This is a genomic window from Flammeovirgaceae bacterium SG7u.111 (assembly GCA_034044135.1).
Classification (GTDB): domain Bacteria; phylum Bacteroidota; class Bacteroidia; order Cytophagales; family Flammeovirgaceae.
This window is the reverse complement of record CP139021.1, coordinates 6954220-6971858: the sequence shown is the minus strand read 5'-3', so window position 1 is coordinate 6971858 and position 17639 is coordinate 6954220. Positions and strand designations below refer to the sequence as shown.

The 17639-nt window shown below is 41.3% G+C and carries 12 protein-coding genes and 1 riboswitch; of the genes, 8 read left to right on the top strand and 4 right to left on the bottom strand.

The features are described from left to right. Positions 1 to 8 precede the first annotated feature (8 nt). Complete coding sequence (gene thrA, locus R9C00_26870; protein WPO35323.1) at positions 9 to 2459, bottom strand: bifunctional aspartate kinase/homoserine dehydrogenase I; 2451 nt, start codon at positions 2457 to 2459, stop codon at positions 9 to 11. Between the two features lie 374 nt (positions 2460 to 2833). Between thrA and R9C00_26865 the strand changes: the two genes are divergently transcribed. The 3 genes from R9C00_26865 (at position 2834) to R9C00_26855 (ending at position 7087) form a co-directional block, all read left to right on the top strand. Then, positions 2834 to 4624 (top strand): ABC transporter ATP-binding protein, encoded by a 1791-nt coding sequence (locus tag R9C00_26865; protein WPO35322.1) that lies wholly within the window; start codon positions 2834 to 2836, stop codon positions 4622 to 4624. Between the two features lie 327 nt (positions 4625 to 4951). Beyond that, on the top strand, positions 4952 to 6013 hold the full coding sequence (locus R9C00_26860; protein WPO35321.1) for a DUF1611 domain-containing protein: 1062 nt from the start codon (positions 4952 to 4954) through the stop codon (positions 6011 to 6013). 6 nt (positions 6014 to 6019) lie between these two features. Next, positions 6020 to 7087: a dipeptide epimerase gene (locus R9C00_26855; protein WPO35320.1), complete on the top strand. Its 1068-nt coding sequence runs from the start codon at positions 6020 to 6022 to the stop codon at positions 7085 to 7087. Between the two features lie 256 nt (positions 7088 to 7343). On the opposite strand, the gene R9C00_26850 is transcribed toward R9C00_26855, so the two are convergent. After that, entirely contained in the window at positions 7344 to 8495 is a 1152-nt protein-coding gene (locus tag R9C00_26850; GenBank protein WPO35319.1) for a hypothetical protein, read from the bottom strand. A gap of 419 nt (positions 8496 to 8914) precedes the next feature. Here R9C00_26850 and R9C00_26845 point away from each other — a divergent pair, with 419 nt between their 5' ends. Next, positions 8915 to 10537, top strand: coding sequence for a tetratricopeptide repeat protein (locus R9C00_26845; protein ID WPO35318.1), 1623 nt, complete (start codon positions 8915 to 8917; stop codon positions 10535 to 10537). A gap of 64 nt (positions 10538 to 10601) precedes the next feature. On the opposite strand, the gene metA is transcribed toward R9C00_26845, so the two are convergent. Beyond that, on the bottom strand, positions 10602 to 11510 hold the full coding sequence (metA, locus tag R9C00_26840; GenBank protein ID WPO35317.1) for a homoserine O-succinyltransferase: 909 nt from the start codon (positions 11508 to 11510) through the stop codon (positions 10602 to 10604). Between the two features lie 238 nt (positions 11511 to 11748). Between metA and R9C00_26835 the strand changes: the two genes are divergently transcribed. Continuing rightward, the gene (locus tag R9C00_26835) at positions 11749 to 12309 is read left to right on the top strand and encodes a DUF4136 domain-containing protein (GenBank protein WPO35316.1); all 561 of its coding nucleotides are present in this window, start codon (positions 11749 to 11751) and stop codon (positions 12307 to 12309) included. A 4-nt stretch (positions 12310 to 12313) separates the two neighbouring features. Here R9C00_26835 and aroQ read toward each other — a convergent pair whose 3' ends face one another. Continuing rightward, entirely contained in the window at positions 12314 to 12757 is a 444-nt protein-coding gene (gene aroQ / locus R9C00_26830; protein ID WPO35315.1) for a type II 3-dehydroquinate dehydratase, read from the bottom strand. A 178-nt stretch (positions 12758 to 12935) separates the two neighbouring features. Next, positions 12936 to 13044, top strand: a riboswitch (SAM riboswitch). A gap of 206 nt (positions 13045 to 13250) precedes the next feature. Here aroQ and R9C00_26825 point away from each other — a divergent pair. From R9C00_26825 to cobA, 3 genes are all read left to right on the top strand, one after another. After that, positions 13251 to 14429: an aminotransferase class I/II-fold pyridoxal phosphate-dependent enzyme gene (locus R9C00_26825; GenBank protein WPO35314.1), complete on the top strand. Its 1179-nt coding sequence runs from the start codon at positions 13251 to 13253 to the stop codon at positions 14427 to 14429. Between the two features lie 224 nt (positions 14430 to 14653). Next, positions 14654 to 16798: a nitrite reductase gene (locus R9C00_26820; GenBank protein WPO35313.1), complete on the top strand. Its 2145-nt coding sequence runs from the start codon at positions 14654 to 14656 to the stop codon at positions 16796 to 16798. Continuing rightward, a complete protein-coding gene (gene cobA, locus R9C00_26815; protein WPO35312.1) occupies positions 16761 to 17564 on the top strand; it encodes a uroporphyrinogen-III C-methyltransferase in 804 nt (267 codons plus the stop codon). Before R9C00_26820 ends, cobA begins: the two co-directional genes overlap by 38 nt. The last annotated feature ends 75 nt before the right edge of the window (positions 17565 to 17639 follow it).

Sequence of the window (17639 nt, the reverse complement as noted above, 5' to 3'; positions counted from 1 at the left end):
TTTTTTAACTACGCCACCACACGGATAATATCCGCAAATACGCCTGCTGCGGTTACTTCTGCTCCAGCGCCAGGACCTTTTATCATTAGTGGTTGCTCCAAGTACCTTTCGGTGGTGTACAAGATAATGTTGTCGCTGCCCGCTGCTGCGTAAAAGGAATCTCCTTTGTCGTAGGTGTTCAGGCTGATGGAGGCTTTGCCGTTTTCCAACTTAGCTATCACACGGTACTTCTGCTCTTTGGCATCGAGTTTTGAGCGATCTGCTTCAAAAATACCATCAAATTCCTCTAGGTTTTTGAGGAATTGCTCCACGCTATCTGCTTCAAAATACTTTTCAGGAATAAATGGTTTCATCTCCACCTCGTCGATGTTCATGTCGTAGCCGAGTTCCCTGCTCAAGATTAAGATCTTACGGGCAACGTCTGATCCGCTGAGGTCAATTCGTGGGTCGGGTTCGGTAAAGCCATTTTCCCTAGCTTCTACCACCACATCGCTCATTTTCCTTTCGCTGCTCACGGTGTTGAAAATGAAGTTGAGCGTACCTGAGAGAATCGCCTCTATTTTCAAGATTTTATCTCCGCTGTGCACAAGGTCATTGAGCGTGCCTATTACAGGCAAGCCAGCGCCTACGTTGGTTTCAAACAAGAATTTAGCCCCACGTTTGTGGCTCAGTTCTTTCAATTCCTTGTAATACTCCATGCTTCCCGAGCAAGCAAGCTTGTTAGGCGTTACGATGGAAATACTCGAATTGAGGACTTTTGCATATTGCTCCGAAACGTCTGCACTTGCCGTAGCATCTACAAATACGGAGTTGGGCAAATTAGCCTTTTTCATTTCCTCAACGAATTTTGGTAAATCCGCATCAGAGTCTGAGCTGCCCAAAATTTCTTTATAGTTATCTAGGTCAATTCCCTCTTCAGAAATCAACATTTTTTTAGTGTTGATAAGTCCGGCAAGCTTCACGTCAATGGCGTTGTTTGACTTGAGCCATTCGGAATGTGCTTTTATTTGTTTTACCAGTGTAGTTCCTATCAGGCCAGTAGCCCCTGCAACAAATATATTGAGCACTTTGGTGTCGGATAGGAAAAATGCCTCATGGATTACGTTCAAGGCTTTGCTTTCGTCCGAGCGGTTGATTACGAAGGATATGTTTAGTTCCGAAGCGCCTTGAGCAATGGTGAGCACATTAATGCCATTTTTCCCCAAAGAGCTAAATAGCTTTCCTGAGATACCTGGCGTGTTTTTCATGTTTTTACCAACTACGGCCACCACCGAAAGCCCGTTCTCCACTTTCACGTCTTCAATTCTGCTCGCTGCTATTTCTTCTTCAAACTCTTCTCTGATCAGTTTGGCTGCTGCATAAGCTTCCAGTTCTTTCACCGCAATAGTGATAGAGTGCTCGGAAGATGCTTGGGAAATCATGATAACGTTGATCTTGGCATCGGCAAGGCAGTTGAAAAGCCTTTTTGCCGTACCCGTTACCCCAATCATCCCGCTACCAAAGAGGGTAATGAGCGATACGTCTTTCATAGAAGAAATACCTCTGATCGGTCTTTTGCCGTCAGGCGCATTGGTGTTGATAAGTGTGTCAGCACCTTCAGGATCGTAGGTGTTTTTTACTGCAATAGGGATGCGCTTGTTGTACGCAGGCTGGATGCTTGGTGGGTAGATTACCTTCGCCCCAAAGTAGGAAATTTCCATTGCCTCTTCGTAGGAAATCTCTGGGATGGTAAATGCTTTCTTCACCTTTTTAGGGTCAGAAGTCATCATGCCGTTTACATCCGTCCAGATTTCTAGCAAATCGGCGTTGAGGGCCGCTGCCAAAATAGAAGCGGTATAGTCTGAGCCGCCTCTTCCTAATGTACTGGTTTCTCCCTGATCTGTACTTGCCACAAAACCTGGCACTATTTGTAGCGTAATATCTGTATTTTTAAAGTACTCAACAATTTGCTTGTTGGTAACTTCGAAATCAACATCGGCATTTCCAAAAATTCGGTTGGTGCGAATGAAATTCCGAGCATCGGCAAATTCAGTATTTACATCCTGTTCTTTGAAAGCTTCGCTTATAATTCTTGCCGAAAGCCTTTCGCCAAAGCTCAAAATGAAATCTTGCATTTTTGGGCTGAGTTCTCTCACTAGGTATACCCCGTGAAGAATATCGTCCAGCTCGTTGAAAAGGTATTTTATATCGGCTAGCAAACCGCTTTGCTTGCGCGCGTGTACGAGTTCTTTTATGGCATCGATGTGCCTATGTTCAATGGCTTTGTAAAGCTCCTTATACGTAGCGTCACCTTCGGCCGCTTGTCGGCTAATGGCAATTAGCTGGTCCGTGACCCCTCCAAAAGCAGATACTACCACCACAACTTTTTCTTTGAGCGTAGCAGGTTTTACAATTTTAATTACCTGCTTAATGATTTCCGGAGACCCTACTGATGTCCCTCCAAATTTGAGTACCTTCATTGCTTTTTCTGAATCTTACTTTTTGCCAACTGCCTACAAACGCAGTTTTGAACATTAAAAAATATAATCCCGCAAAATTGCAAACACCTAAGCAAAAAGCAGCATATTTTCCGAAATTTATTCCTAAATGCGGGTTTTGTTTAAGAGTTCTTCATCAGGTGTTTACAAACAAAGTCAAACTGAAAGCTAGTGGGATTTTTAGAAAGCTCTTCTTGTATCTTGTTCTTCGCAACATACTTGTGGATGGAAGAAATGTCTGATTTTACCTGTTTTAAAAGTTTCTGTTTTTGCCTTTTCTTACTTTACATCAATTTCCCAAATCATTTTTTGATATTTGTGGTTAATTAGATTGACATCCACTTAAAGCTTCACTTTTGAAAGAATTAGCCTACTTAAATAAGTATTTTCTCAAGTATAAATTTCGCTTATTGCTCGGTGTAGCTTGCGTAACCCTTGCCAACATATTTGCGATTTTCCCTGCCCAAATGGTGCGTTACGCCTTCGATTTGGTGAACGAGACCTTACAAGTGTATCCTATGTTTGAAGGGAGTGGATTTCAACAAGAGTTTTACGAAGAGTTTGGGTACATCGTCCTTTTCTACGGAATTCTGATTGTGGTGATGGCTTTTATACGTGGCGGTTTTTTGTTCCTCATGCGCCAGACCATCATTGTAGTATCGAGGTATGTTGAATACGATCTGAAAAATGAAATATTCAACCATTACCAAGCCTTGTCCATGAGTTTTTACAAACGAAATAACACGGGTGACTTGATGGCGAGGATTTCGGAAGACGTAAGTAGGGTGAGGATGTATTTGGGACCTGCGGTGATGTACGGTATCAATCTTACCGTAACCTGTGTTTTGGTAATCGGCTATATGCTTACTGTAAATGTGAAGCTTACTTTGTATGCGCTTGCACCACTTCCGATACTTTCAATCAGCATTTATTATGTAAATACGCTTATAAACAAGCGCTCAGAAGCTATTCAGGAAGGGCTTTCCGATATGTCTACTTTTGTACAAGAAGCATTTTCGGGTATAAGAGTGTTGAAAGCTTTTGCCAGAGAGGCGGATTCTTTGCACAATTTTGAAAAAGAAAGTGACGATTATAAAGTGAAGTCCCTTCGCTTGGCGATGGTAAATGCCCTATTTTTCCCACTTATGTTGGGGCTAATTGGGCTGAGTACCATTCTTACGGTGTATGTGGGAGGGGTAGAAGTGATCAACGGGGCGATTACACCGGGAAACATTGCCGAGTTTATCATTTATGTCAATTTGCTTACTTGGCCAGTAACGGCTCTTGGTTGGGTAACTAGTATTATCCAGCGAGCGGCGGCTTCGCAAAAAAGAATCAATGAGTTTTTGAACACACCAAATGATATTGTTTCTGAAAAGAACCTTCAGAAGGATGTACAGGGTAGAATTAAGTTTGAAAATGTATCCTTCGATTATCCGGATTCGGGGATAAAGGCACTAAAAAATGTGAGTTTTGAAGTAGAAAATGGGGAAACACTGGCTGTTTTGGGAACAACTGGTTCGGGAAAAAGCACCATTGCCAACTTGCTTTGCCGCCTCTATGATACTACAGGAGGTGAAATTTATGTAGATGAAACACCGATTGCCGAATACAATATCAACAAGCTGCGTAGCCATATAGGTTATGTTCCTCAAGATGTTTTCCTCTTTTCGGACACAATAGAAAATAATATCGCTTTTGGAGCCAATGATTTGAAGTCAGAAGATATTATGAAGGCGGTGAAAGATGCTGACCTTTATAATAGCATCGAATCATTTAATAAGGGCTTAGAAACGATGGTTGGTGAGCGGGGTATTACCCTTTCGGGAGGGCAAAAGCAACGTGTCTCCATAGCAAGAGCGATTGTGAGAAAACCAGAAATTTTGATCTTGGACGATTGCCTTTCGGCGGTAGATACCAAAACAGAAAATGCGATTCTCAACAATCTGAAATCCATCATGGAAGCGAGGACTTCTATTATTATTTCCCACAGGGTTTCCTCGGCTAAGCTGGCAGATAAAATTATAGTGCTAGATGGCGGAGAAGTAAAAGAAACAGGGACTCACGAGGAACTGATGATGCGAAATGGGACATACAAAGAGCTTTACGATAAGCAATTGCAAACAGAAGAAGAGCAAGGGGCGTAGTGAGAATAAATCATGTTTTTTTTGAGTGATTTATTGTGAGTGTTTGTATTTGCTACACCAAGACTGCAAATGGCCAACCATTGAAACCATCGATTTTTCGATTTAAAGTGAGGTTAGCCATGCCTCACAAATAATTGCCCCAAAGTTTTTCCTTCTCGAGCAATTATTATTTAGCTTTGAGTCATTGCTATTCAACACATAGGCGTGTTTAGCCCTATTCATGCTTTTGAATAATGCCTGACTAAAGCGCTTTAGTTTTGGCAAAACGACCTACCATATTAACCAACTCACTAACTTTTTATCGACATTTTAAAAACAACCACAACTATGGATGGGAATGCTATCGTATTAACAAACGGACAATTGGATCATTACAGCGCCAAGACTGCGCATGGGTTGATCAGAGGAACGGAACGCTACAAAATAGTAGGAGTAATTGATCCTGAATTTGTAGGAAAAGATGCAGGCGAGGTATTGGATGGAAAGTGTAGGGATATTCCTGTTTTTTCTTCAGTAAAGGATTTTTTGAAAAATGGTGAGGAAGAAGCCCAGTACTGCATTATGGGTATTGCCAGCAAAGGAGGCGTAATGCCTGAAGAACTCATTCCTGAGCTGAAAGACGCCTTGAATGGTGGTGTGTCATTGGTGAGTGGCTTGCACGAATGCCTTTCGGATAATCCTGAAATAGCTGAGATGGCTGCCAAAAAAGGGCTAGAAATTATAGATATCCGTAAGCCAAAATCCTTCAAAGAACTTCATTTTTGGAAAGGGAAAATAAGTAAAGTGACTTGCCCGAAAATTGCCGTATTAGGTACAGACTGCAACATGGGCAAAAGGACGACGGCTAGGTTCATAAAAGAAGCCTTGGTGGAAAATGGTTTCAAGGCGGAGATGATTTATACAGGGCAAACAGGTTGGATGCAGGGAAACAAATACGGATTCATTTTTGACTCAACGCTCAACGATTTTATTTCAGGAGAAATAGAGCATGCCATTGTGAGCTGCTTTGATGCTGAAAACCCAGATGCTATCTTATTGGAAGGGCAATCTGCACTCAGAAACCCGTCAGGACCTTGCGGAGCGGAGTTTATTATTTCAGGAGAAACCAATGCCGTAGTTCTGCAGCACGACCCAGACAGAACCTACTTCCATGGGTGCGAAGGGTATAAAAATACCATTCCCTCTTTGGCGGAAGAAATAGAGTTGATCAAAACCTATGGAGCGCCTACCATTGCGGTTACGCTCAATACTAAAACGATGAGCAATGAAGACGCGGAAAGCTTTAGGGCTAAAGCCGAAGAAGAGTTGGGCATCCCAGTGATTTTACCGCTCAAAGGAGTGGATAGACTTGGGCAGGTAGTATCGGATTTTGTGAAAAATTTTAAGTAGAAAACAATGAAAATTAAAGACATAATAGTTCGGAAGGAAGAGCTTGGGCTTACAAGACCTTATACCATCGCCTTTAAAACTACAGATTCCGTTTCGGTTTCTTATGTAGAGATTATTGGAGAAAACGGTATGTATGGGCTAGGTTCAAGTAACCCAAGTCCTTACGTGATAGGCGAAACCTTGGATGAGACCATGGCTACGCTTGAGGCTGAAAGCTTCGATTGGCTTATTGGAAGGGATATCCGAGAAGTACAGCAGCTTCTATTTGAGGTAAATGCAAAATACCCAAGCCAGCCAGCGGTTAGGGCAGCGTTGGATATCGCTCTTTACGATCTTTTTGCCAAGTATTTAGGAGTTCCTTTGGTGAAATTCTTGGGGCAGAAGTTGTACGAACTTCCAACTTCTATAACCATTGGGATTAAGAACGTAGAAGAGACGCTGGAAGAGGCGGAGGAATATGTGGAAAGAGGTTTTACCAACCTGAAAGTAAAGCTTGGTATTTCTTTGGAAGAGGATATAGAGCGTGTGACCAAGATTTATGAAAGGTACGGTGCAAGAATTATCCAGCGGGTAGATGCAAACCAAGGTTACAGTGTTGAGCAGGTGCTTGAGTTTTACAAGCGGACGGCTAGTTTAGACCTAGAGCTGGTAGAACAGCCAATGGAAGCGGGAAATATTGAACCGTTAAGGCATCTTTCTGAGCCAGTAAAAAGGTTGATTGCAGCCGATGAATCTTTGATTTCTCCTGAAGATGGCTTCAAATTGGCTTCACCGCCTGCAGCTTGTGGTATTTTTAATATCAAGCTGATGAAATGTGGCGGGGTGTCGAAGGCGCTGGAGATAGCAACAATTGCTAAAAATAGTGGGCAAGACCTCATGTGGGGCTGTAATGATGAAAGTATCATCAGTATCACGGCAGCGCTCCATGCAGCTTTTGCCAGTGAAAAAACACGCTACATCGACTTGGATGGTAGTTTGGATTTGGCTAGGGATTTAGTGAAAGGCGGCTTTACTATCACAGATGGGGTGATGCGCCTAACCGATGCGCCAGGGCTTGGGGTAGAGAAAATATAAGGTTCCCCAGTGTTTGTTGCTTGGGCTTTTTATGACCCCACTTGGTAAACCCAACTATTGGAAAAGTTTAATAGTTAAGAGGTTAGGTGCGAGGAATTAGAGGTTGGAAAAAGTTTCTTTTTGAAACTTTTTCCAACCTCTCTTCTTAACCGTAAACCATCACCAATAAACGAGGTTTTACTGAGGTCTCAGGTAAAACCATAAAGCACTTTTGGTAGGTGGCTAGTCCTGTTCAAACTCCAAACTCTTGCGGAGTCTATAATCGATCTACCTGATCGAAGTTGCCCTTGGTGAGCCTATACCGCAAGCCAAGGGCTTCTATTATTTCCCCCTCTTGGGTTTCTGCAAGGTTTATCAAATCATCGCTGATGGTGTGGATGGAGCCCTTGGTTTCTCTGGCAATTTTGAGGTAATCGGGATGGATTCCTTTTTTCTCTGTCAGTCCGCAAAGGATTATCCGTACAGGTCTATTTATTTTGGGCAGAAGTTCCAAATCCCGAACCGCACTTTTATTGTCGGCAATGAGGACGAGTTCTCCAAAATCATCAAATTTATTGATGCCATATAGCATAGCTTCAATATCATTTTCAGGGTCGTCTCCTCCAGCGCCTCCCACCATCACATCCTTCATTACCGTGATTATTTCTTTTATGCTGTCTGCCCTAGCGGCATAAATCCCTCCTGTTTTCCCAATTTCTTTTTGGTTGTTTATTTTTTGATTTCCATCGTTGAAAAAGACGAGGTATTTAATCTTTTCTTGCTCGCCATGAAGCCGGTGCCAAAGGACAGCTTGTGCGCAGTAGTCGTACATACTTCCCGTCCAGTCGTTTACCACCAGCATATCTTCCCAATCGGGGTTGCGCTCAAAAGCTCGGAAAACAACAGAGTCTTCAAAGCTCTTTTTGCCAATAATAATATCTCTTACACTGCTCATGGCTATCCGTAAGCCTTTCGAAAGCTTGACCCTGTATTTGACTACTGCACCATGAAACATGTTTTTGGCCGACTCGGCATCGGGGCAGTCTGTTTGCAAAACCAAGTTCCATTTTACCAGAGAATCTTCTTTGAGCTGGGGAATTAGGCTAGTGATGGCATCGATTCTTTTTTGGAGCAGGGTATCGTAATTGGTAAGCCAGTCAGCTTTGTTTTTGGGATAATTTGTGTAGACCAAATCTACTTCATATACCTTTTTTTTGCGTCGATCGGTTTTCCAAAGAATTGGGTTTTTGATCTCGAAATCGGCATATTCCATTTCCAATACGGCAAAATAAGGTTTGTCTTCTATTTCGTATTCGGATACTACCACATTGTTGAACCTATCGGGATCGAAAGTTCCTGATACGCTACTGTGCGAAGCTGCTATGAGAAATAGAAGTGAAAAAATAACCTGTATCCTAACGTTCATCATTGGTATTTTGCTTTGATCTCGAAAAGCTTACTTAAGGGGAATAAACAACAATTACTTCTCTTTTTTTTATTTATTAAGGTTTGCTTGCAAGTTCTATTGCCTTGTAATGGTATAGTAAAATTTATAAAACCTACATATCCTATTGAAAAACAGTGTTTTGATTGATAAAATTCTTTTCTGCTGAATCCATTTTATAAGTGTGTATTTCTAACAGTATATCTGCTTTTTTTTCAAAATATAATCCCTTTACCGTCGTTCCATTACATAACAAACCAAATATCCTACCCAACTGTCCTTAGATATCAAGAAAAAGTGATTTGATCCTTTTTGCTGATAATGAGGCCTTGTTTCATATACACTGTTGGAGGTCTAACTATCAAAATTACGTAACGGATTATACATTCAAAATTCTTATAAACTTGAGAAAACTAATCATCTTTATCGCACTAATTTCCCTACCTGTTTTGTCATTTGCACAAGGTTGGCAAGAGTTTTACTCTAAAGGAATGGTAGCCTACAAAAACAAAGATTATAAAAATGCTGTAACGATGTTTTTGAAATCTAGGGTGAAAGCAAGCGAGCAGTTTGGGAATAAAAATGAGACCTATCGTACCGTAGTACTTTACTTGGCTAAATCGTACCAAGAACTGGAAGATTATGGCAATGCTGCTGTTAATTATTTGGACTTAGAGAGGGCTTTTAAAGAAGATAGGGCTACAGGTACGTCAGAATATGCCGATATGCTTGAGGGATTAGCACATTGTTACCTAAGTGGGAAGAAATATGGAAAAGCTGCGGAGAATTTCACGAAGTGTTTGCAAGCAAGAGAAAGGCTGGATGGAAAAGATTCGAAAGAATATTTGAGTACGGCTTATGAACTGGCTAATCTTTGTTTGATAGGTCAAAAATATGACTTGGCAAAAGGGTATTTTGGTACTTTGTACGAAAGTGGAAGAAAGGTGTATAGCCCTACTTCGGAGGAATTTAGAGAGATTATTGCAGGTTCTGGCGAAGTTGCTTTCCGTACAAGAAAGTATGAAGATGCAATAGCCAAATTCAACGAGCATATTGCCTTTAGCGAAAAAGCAAAAGCAGATAAAAAGGAATTTGTAGAATCTTATGAAAGAGTGGCTGCTTCTTACTACAAGCTTGAAAATAAAGAAAGAGCAGTCGGTTCTTACAAGGAGTATTTGGGCATTCTTTCTCAGGTGAAAGATTTGGAAGAGCAGTATGCCAAAGAAATAAGTAATACTATCAATCTGTTTGTGAAGCTTGAAGAAAATAAAGAAGCACTTGTTTTGCTGGACAAGAAGCTCAAACTGATTGAAGAAGGTAAAGGAGCAGAAAGCATAGAGTATGCTGATGCGCTAAAAGAGAAGGCTGGTGTTCTTAAGTTGGAAAAAGAGTACGACCAAGCAGGAGAAGCCTTGGCAAAATCAGCCGAGATAAAGGAGAAAGTTTTGGGTAAAAAAGCCCCTGCTTATGCTTCGGCACTTAGCGATGTGGCCGATTTGTATATAGAAGCCAAAAAGTTTGATCTTGCTGAGTCTAAACTAATAGAAGCTCAAAAGTTGAGAGAAGAAAACCTTGGAAAAGATCATTTAGATTATTTACAAGGACAAGATTTGCTGGCGGAGTTTTACATTGGCCAAGAAAAGTATGTTGAAGCCGATACAGTTCTGAGTCGTACCTTAGTGCTAAAAGAGAAAAAATTCAAGAAGAATCATGGAGAATATGCTAATACGCTGGCTCTTAAAGGCAAAATGAGAGCTTTGCAAGAGAAAGACAAAGAAGCAGAAGCGTTGCTGGTTGAAGCCTTGAATACCTTTGGTAATTATAGTGGAAGGAGTACAAAGGAGTATACCCTTTGTTCGAAAGCTTTAGGAGACTTGTACAAGAAACAAGAAAAATATCCAGAAGCAATGAAAGCTTACCGAGCCTCACTTTCTGTATTTGCTAAAATAGGAATGGCTAAGAGTCCCGAGGCAGATGAAGTTCATAAAAGTGTTGAAGAAATCAATAAAGCTCTGGAAGGAAAATAAGATAGATTGGGTTATATATCAACATTAGCTACCACTGCGGGTTTCCCCGCTGCGGTAGCTTTTTTTATTGCAATAAATACGGAGTTTGCTGGTAAACGTAGTAGTTAAGCCAGTTGGAAAAAAGCAGGTTTGCGTGGCTTCTCCAACTTATTTTAGGATGCTTGGTAGGGTCATCGTTAGGGAAATAGTTTTTAGGTTTTTCAATGTCCAGGCCTTTTTTTACATCCCTGTCATATTCTTGCTTTAGCGTGAGCGGGTCGTATTCGGAATGCCCTGTTACAAACACTTGTCTGCCATCTTTAGAGGCTACCATGTACACTCCAGCTTCCTTCGATTCCGATACCAAGACCAGCTCCTTCACCTTTTTAATATCTGATTTTCTAATTTCGGTGTGCCTAGAATGTGGGGCAAAAAAAGCATCGTCAAATCCTCTTACCAGTGGGATTCGCCTTTCCGTGAGGTTATGCTCAAACACGCCAAACATTTTTTGCTCAAGTGGATATTTTTGGATGCCATAATGATGGTACAAGCCTGCTTGTGCACCCCAACAGATATACAAAGTAGATGTGACATTTTTCTTGGCAAAGTCCATGATACCCGTGACTTCTTCCCAGTAATTCACCTCTTCAAACCTGAGGTGCTCAATGGGTGCGCCCGTGATAATCATACCATCAAACCGTTTGTCGTGTACTTCATCAAAAGTCTTGTAAAAAGACTCTAGATGCTTCTTTGACGTGTTTTTAGACTTGTGGCTTTTGGTATTGAGTAAAGTTATTTCCACTTGCAAAGGCGAGTTAGAAAGCAAGCGGAGCAAGTGCGTTTCTGTAGTGGTTTTGATCGGCATCAAATTGAGCACGGCAATCCTCATAGGGCGGATATCTTGGTGGATAGCCCTAGTTTCTTTCATCACAAAGATGTTTTCCTTTTCCAGTTGTTCAACTGCTGGCAAGTTATCTGGTATGTTCAGCGGCATGATATCCTCTCAATTTATTGGGCTACAAAGCTATAAAAATCTAAATACCAAAGGCAAATTTATAGTAAGAGTCTATCCTAAAGCTTATTGCTATTACCCGCCAAAAAGTTGTGGAGATAGCGTAGGGTTATGTTTGAGATAAGGAGTAGTTGGGAAAAAAGCTCAAAACCTTTATTCTTGAGGAGAGTTAAATTCCCAAAATTATAATTCTTTGTGCAACTCAATTTTTTTGAAGAAGATGAAAGCTATTAGAAACTTTATTTTCCTAGTATTGCTAGGTATCACATTATCTGCTTGCAACATCGTAAACGTAACGAGCGTGACAAGTGATTCGTCCGACTTTAGTGCATATCAAACATATCAGTTTGATAAAGATGCAGGTAGGGCAAACTCTGTGTTACTTCAATCGGATCAGGACCGTATAATGGAATTAATCCAATCCGAAATGGAGGCAAGAGGTTATGAAGAATCAAGCTCACCTGATATTTTGGTAGACTATTTCATCACCATTGAAGATAAGGTGCAGAAAAGAGAAAGTACGATTCAAGATGCTAGGATGGGGTATATGGGACAACGGAATTACAGTTGGTCTGCCTCAGATAGCATTGTAGTGAGTCGCTACAAAGAAGGAAGCCTCGTTATAGATATCATAGACGCCAAAAAGAAAAACATGGTGTGGGAAGGAACGGCTACAGCCGAGGTGGTGAAAAACAGGAAAAATAAAGAAGAGTTTTTGCAGAAAGTGGTGAGCTCCATATTTTCCAAATTCCCCCACCAAGCTTCTAAGGCGGGGGAATAGTCAGCTATACCAACTTTGTAGCTGGTCGGTTTTTCTCAACAAAATACTCAATGGCTAGTCGGTATCCTTCTAGCCCCAAGCCGGCTATTTGCCCAACGCACTTAGGGCTCATGAAGCTTTTGTGCCTAAAGACTTCTCTCGCATGTATGTTTGAAATATGAACTTCTATCACAGGAGTGTTCACTGCGGCAATGGCATCGGCAATAGCTACTGAGGTATGGGTATATGCTCCTGCGTTCATCACAATTCCATCATAACTGAACCCTACTTCATGGATTTTATCAATTAAAAAACCTTCGGTGTTCGACTGGAAATAATGCAGTTCTACATCGGGGAATTTTTCTTGCAATTGAACAAGATATTGCTCGAAGGTAAGGCTGCCATATATTTCTGGTTCTCGTGTTCCGAGGAGGTTCAAATTGGGCCCATTAATCACTTGTATGTTCATATTTTCATGTTTTTCTTTAAAATCAAAATTGTGAATTTTTTGGAACTAATCTAAATAAATTAGTCTTTAGTAAGATATATATGGTTTTATTGAAAATAATTCAAAAAAATATAGGTTTCTTTGATAATTAATAAGAATTGCCTAGCTTGCGGCACATTTCTCGGTAAAAGGGAAGTAATTTTTATAAAGAAGCGTGGAGAGACAGGCTCGATGAAGCGCTAGCAACCTGCCGCCATTTTGGTGAGGTGCTAACTCCTGACCCAGTAAAATCTAGGGGAATATAAACATTACAGAATTATGAAAAAAGTGAAAAATTTCCATCCACATATCTCCAATAGAAGCCTAGCGCTTTCCGCCAATAACTCAACAAAATGTTGTTGCATGTGCTGTTGTTGTTAAAGGGTTTTCCTTGGCATCACAAGCTACTACTACCCTCCTTTTTTTGAGCGGTATCTTCAAACATAACAATCACATTTTATTTTTAGACTAACGAATGAGTAAAGAACACCAATTTGAGACAAATGCGATTCGTACGCAAAGCAAAAACAACCTGTATAGAGAACATTCTGTTCCCGTTTACATGACTTCTAGCTTTGTGTTTGATGATGCTGAGCAGGCGAGGGCATTGTTTGCTGATGAGATCGAAGGCAATATTTATTCTCGTTATTCTAATCCTAATAATAATGAGTTTGTAGAAAAGCTCTGCCAGATGGAAGGTGCAGAAGACGGAATTGCGACGGCATCGGGCATGGCAGCTATGTTTTCAAGCATGGCGGCATTGCTAAAATCGGGTGATCATGTATTGGCTTCTCGTTCAGTATTTGGCTCAACGCACCAGATTTTAACCCAAATCTTTCCCAAATGGGGCATCACGCATACCTATGCTGATGTGAACAAACCAGAGGAATGGGAAGGTTTGATACAAGAAAACACAAAAATGCTGTTTGTGGAAACTCCTTCTAACCCTGCCTTGGACATATTGGACTTGGAGTGGTTGGGCGAGCTGGCAAACAAACACGATTTGATATTGAATGTAGATAACTGCTTTGCCACGCCGTATTTGCAAAACCCGATAAAATGGGGGGCACATATAGTGACGCATTCGGCTACAAAATTTATAGATGGCCAAGGAAGGACTATTGCAGGTGCTATACTTGGCTCAAAAGAGTTGATCAAAGATATTCGTTTTTTTGCCCGCCATTCAGGGCCGGCACTTTCCCCGTTCAACGGTTGGGTTCTTTCCAAAAGCTTGGAAACTCTGGCGATAAGAATGGAAAAGCATTGTTCAAATGCCTTCGCTTTGGCGAAAGTTTTAGAAAAACACCCTGAAGTAGAGTTGGTGAAGTATCCTTTTTTGGAGTCGCACCCTATGTATGCCACTGCCAAAAAACAGATGAAGCACGGAGGGGCTTTGGTAACAATGATTGTAAAAGGTGGCTTGGAGAGGGGACGAACTTTTCTTGATAGCCTAGAGTTACTGTCCTTGACTCCCAACTTAGGAGATACACGAAGTACCGTTACTCACCCAGCTTCTACCACGCATTCCAAGCTTTCTGCCGAGGAGCAAGAAGCTGTGGGGATTATGCCAGGGTTGGTTAGAATATCGGTTGGCTTGGAGCATATCGATGATATAATTTCAGATATAGATAGGGCACTAGAATTGTCTAAGTAATTGATAATGAATAACAATTTTAAACATATCGCTTTGATGTTCGCAGTTATGATGTGCAGTTGTTGTTGCGCATGCTGTTGTATGCCCAAATATCAGCCGTAGAGCTTACGTAAATTGTTTTCAGATCAATTGAAAAAATATACAAAGTCCCTGCGAAGCGAATCACAGGGGCTTTTTTTATAAAAATACAAGTTGAAAAATCTAAACCCAAACCATAATTAGCCATGGATTTCCTTAACAACGAAAACCTATCCCAAGACGTAAAAGACGATATTTTAGAATTAACCAATAAAATATCAGCCTTCAAAAAAGGGCAAATTCCAGAGGAAAGATTTAAAGCATTCCGCCTTACAAGAGGTGTTTACGGTCAGCGCCAAGCAGGTGTGCAGATGTACCGTACCAAAATACCTTATGGTAAGCTCACTACCACTCAGCTTATCAGATTGGCGGATGTTGCTAAAGAATATACAAATGCAAATCTCCATGCGACCACTCGCCAAAACTTCCAGATGCACTACATCCACTTGGAAGATTCGGTAGAAGTATGGGAAAAATTGGAAGAAACAGGTGTGACTGCACGTGAAGCTTGCGGAAATACAGTAAGAAATGTAACGGCTTCAGCCAATGCGGGTGTCGATCCAGAAGAACTATTCGATGTTTCTTCTTATGCCCACGCTACTTTTGAGTATTTCCTCAGAAATGCGGTATGCCAAGATATGGGGCGTAAGATCAAAATCGCTTTTTCTTCTTCCGATAGAGATGCAGCTTTTGCTTACATCCACGATTTTGGGTTTATCCCAAGAATCAAAGATGGCGTAAGAGGCTTCAAAGTACTAGTAGGTGGCGGATTGGGAGCACAAGCATTCATTGCCCCAACTGCTTTTGAATTTATGCCAGCCAACGAAATAATTCCATTTATGGAAGCCGGATTGAGGGTGTTTGACCGCTACGGAGAGCGTGAAAAACGTCACAAGGCTCGTATGAAATTCTTGATTGAGCCGAAAAAAGGCTTGGGTCTTGAGAAGTTCTTGGAGTTGGTAGAGATTGAAAGAAAAGGATTGGCTAGCCAAACGGTAGAAATTGATCCTGACTTGGTGAAGCAGCCTGAGCCAGCACCAGAAAAAGAAATTCCTGAAGTGGAAATTCTTGACCAAGCTAAATACGACCTTTGGCTGAAAACCAACGTATTTGAGCAAAAGCAAAAAGGATGGTACGGTGTGAATATTAGCTTGCCAGTAGGAAATATTTCTTCTGGAAAAGCAAAGCAACTCGCCAAATTGGTGACAGATTATGCGGCTGACGATATCCGCATTACCATGACCCAAGGTTTGATGCTCAAATATGTTCGCAAAGAGGCACTTCCATTTTTGTTCTATTCTTTGAACCACTTGGAATTGGCTGAGCCAGGCTTCGAAACCATAGCAGATGTAACGGCTTGCCCAGGAACTGATACATGCAATTTGGGTGTAACGAATAGCACCGGAATAGCTACTGAGCTGGAGAATGTGATCAAAGCAGAATATCCTGATATAATCACAGATTCTGATATAAATATAAAGATTAGCGGTTGCATGAACTCTTGCGGACAACATATGTCTGCTCAAATTGGGTTACACGGTAGTTCTATCAAAAACGGTAAGCTCATTGTTCCTGCTATGCAAGTAGTATTGGGCGGCGGAGTTGATGATCAAGGAAAAGGCTTTATCGCCGATAAGGTAATTAAGCTTCCTACTAAGCGTATTCCAGATGCATTACGCTCGCTATTAGACGATTTTGATGCCAACGGAGAAGAAGGCGAATACTTCAACGATTATTACAAACGCCAAGGAAAAATGTATTTCTATGGTTTATTGAAGCCATTGGCAGATCTTTCTACATTGAAAGATGACGAGTACAAAGATTGGGGACAGAACGACGAGTACATTCAAGAAATTGGTGTGGGGGAATGTGCCAGCGTAAGCTATGATATGGTGGGAACCATCATCAACGATGCAGAGGAGAAGCTCTACTTTGCAAACAAAGCTTTGGGCAAAGATAAATTGCCAGATGCTATTTACTACAGCTACAGCAGTTTTGTGGTAAGTGCAAAAGCATTGCTTTTGAGCAAGGACGTGAATTGCAATACGCACAACAAGATAATCAGCGATTTCGATGAGCAATTTGTTCAAACTGGTGAATTCGACTTGCCAACTGACTTTACTTCGTTGGTATTGCAAGTAAACAAAAACGAGCCTAGTCTCGATTTCGCTAAGTCGTACATGGCTCAAGCGAGAACATTCTTGGATAATGTGTTGAAGTTTAGAAAAGAACAATTAGGTAGCGAAGAATCAGATGAGAAATTGGTTGTTAGCAACTTTTACAAAGCATAAGCCAACAAGGAAAAGCCCTCGCCTCACGTTGGTGGGGGCAGGTCCTGGCGATCCTGAACTGGTTACGCTCAAGGCAGTGAAAGCCATTTCCAATGCAGATGTGATTCTGCACGATGCCTTGGTACATCCAAGTTTGTTGGAATATGCCAAGCCCGAAGCGAAGAAGATATTTGTGGGGAAAAGGGCAGGGAAACATCATCATAAGCAAGAGGAAATCAACCAATTGATTGTGGAAAATGCGCTTGACCACGGGCATGTGATAAGGTTAAAAGGAGGCGATCCTTTCGTATTCGGTAGAGGAAAAGAAGAAAAAGAGTTTGCCGAGAGTTTTGGGATAGAAGTAGATGTGATTCCTGGAGTAACCAGTGTTACTTTGCCAGGGTATTATGGCATCCCTCTTACCAAAAGAGGCGTAAACGAGAGCTTTTGGGTGATAACAGCGACTACCAGCAGTGGAAAACTTTCAGCTGATGTTACCTTGGCAGCGCAATCGACAGCAACAGTGGTGTTGTTTATGGGTCTGAAAAAGGCGAGAGAAATTGCAGAGGTCTTTGAGGGAGTTGGGAAAAATCATTTGCCTGTGGCAATTATTAGCCGAGGATCTTGGGAGGATGGTAAGGTGCATTTTGCTACCATAGATACACTTGAGGAGCAAGTTGCCTCTCAAAAAATAGCTTCGCCAGCGCTAATTGTGATAGGGGAGGCGGTGGGAAGCCACGAGTATTTTTACGAACAAATGAAACAAGTGACTGCCGAAATTTGGTAGTATACTCAGATTATAATTCCTAGTGTCAATAAAACATACTATAACTAACTCCTAGTGTCAAATTAATTTTAATAA